This is a genomic window from Streptomyces mayonensis (assembly GCF_018982965.1).
GTDB classification, from domain to species: Bacteria; Actinomycetota; Actinomycetes; order Streptomycetales; family Streptomycetaceae; genus Streptomyces; species Streptomyces mayonensis.
Window position 1 is genome coordinate 1 of record NZ_JACBYP010000263.1, and the last position, 1,435, is coordinate 1,435.

Genomic DNA, 1,435 nt, shown 5'->3' on the forward strand with positions numbered 1-1,435 from the left:
CTGTGGGAGAGTAGGACGCCGCCGAACAATTATTGCGAGGAAGCCCCGTACCGGGATGGTACGGGGCTTTCTGCGTTTAGGGTCGAGGTATGCGCTATGACCTGGTTATCTTCGACAACGACGGCGTCCTCGTCGACAGTGAGCCGATCTCCAATCGGCTGCTCGCCGGCTATCTGACCGAACTGGGGCACCCCACGTCGTACGAGGATTCGCTCCGGGACTACATGGGGGCCGCGATGCACCGTGTGCACGACCTCGTTCTGGAGCGGACGGGGGAGCGGTTGCCCGGGGACTTCGACGACGTGTTCCACGGGCGGGTGTTCGCCGCCTTCGAGCGTGAGTTGGAGCCGGTGGCCGGGGTCGGCGATGTCCTGGAGAAGCTCGCTGCGGACGGGGTGGCGTACTGCGTCGCGTCGTCCGGGAGCCATGAGCGGATTCGGGTGGGGCACCGGAAGACCGGGCTGGACCGGTGGTTCGACGACGCTCGGATCTTCAGTTCCCAGGATGTGGGGCGGGGGAAGCCGGCGCCGGACCTGTTCCTGTACGCGGCCGAGCGGATGGGGGTCGAGCCGGACCGGTGCGTGGTCGTCGAGGACAGCCCGCTCGGTGTGCGGGCCGCTGTCCGGGCCGGCATGTCGGTGTACGGGTTCACCGCGATGACGCCGGCCGCGGAACTCACCGGTGCGACGCGGCTCTTCGGCGACATGGGCGAGCTGGCCGGTCTGCTGGCTTCGTGACTGGATCTACCCACGGGTAAGCCGGGGCCTTACGCTCGCCGCCATGACTGATGTGCTGCGGCGCGGCAGGGCGTCGCTCGCGTTCGGCTTCTTCGTCCAGGGAGTCGCGTTCGCGCTGCTGGTGACGCGCATCCCGGCCATCCAGGACCGGTACGGCGTCTCCGACGCGCTGTTGCCCGTCTTCCTCGCCGCCGTGCCGGTCCTGGCCGGTGTCGGCAGTGTGCTCACCGAGCGTCTGGTACGGCGGGTGCGGCCGAGCCGGCTGCTGCGCTGGTCCCAGCCCGTGGTGCTGCTGGCGCTGCTCGGGGTGGGGGCGGGGGACCGCGTCGTGCTGCTCGCCGTGGCGCTGGCGGTGTTCGGACTGGCCGTGGGTGCGCTGGACGCCTCGATGAACATGCTCGGGGTGAGCCTGCAGCGGGCGTACGGACGCAGCATCATGCTGGGGTTCCACGCGGCGTACAGCCTGGGCGGGATCCTGGGGGCGTCGCTGGCGTGGGCGGGGGCGCACTGGGACCTCGCGTTGTGGGTGTCGTACCTGCCGGTGGTCGTCGTGCTGTTGCCGGCCGCGCTGGTGGGGAGCCGGTGGTACGTCGACGGGGGCGGTGGTGGCCGTGCGGCGGAGGGGCGTGGTCGTCGAGGACAGCCCGCTCGGTGTGCGGGCCGCTGTCCGGGCCGGCATGTCGGTGTACGGGTTCACC

General features: G+C 70.4%; 2 protein-coding genes. Both read left to right on the forward strand.

Going from position 1 to position 1,435, the window contains the following annotated elements:
• Window positions 1–89: 89 nt before the first annotated feature.
• Window positions 90–737 (forward strand): HAD family hydrolase, encoded by a 648-nt coding sequence (locus tag HZS56_RS37750; RefSeq protein ID WP_216725317.1) that lies wholly within the window; start codon window positions 90–92, stop codon window positions 735–737.
• A 43-nt stretch (window positions 738–780) separates the two neighbouring features.
• Window positions 781–1,435, forward strand: a 655-nt coding sequence (locus tag HZS56_RS37755) for an MFS transporter (protein ID WP_374201251.1), incomplete at its 3' end; no start/stop codon positions are given.

Coding starts and splice junctions, on each gene's coding strand:
- HZS56_RS37750 (WP_216725317.1), top strand. CDS start 90: ATGCGCTATGACCTGGTTATCTTCGACAACGACGGCGTCCTCGTCGAC.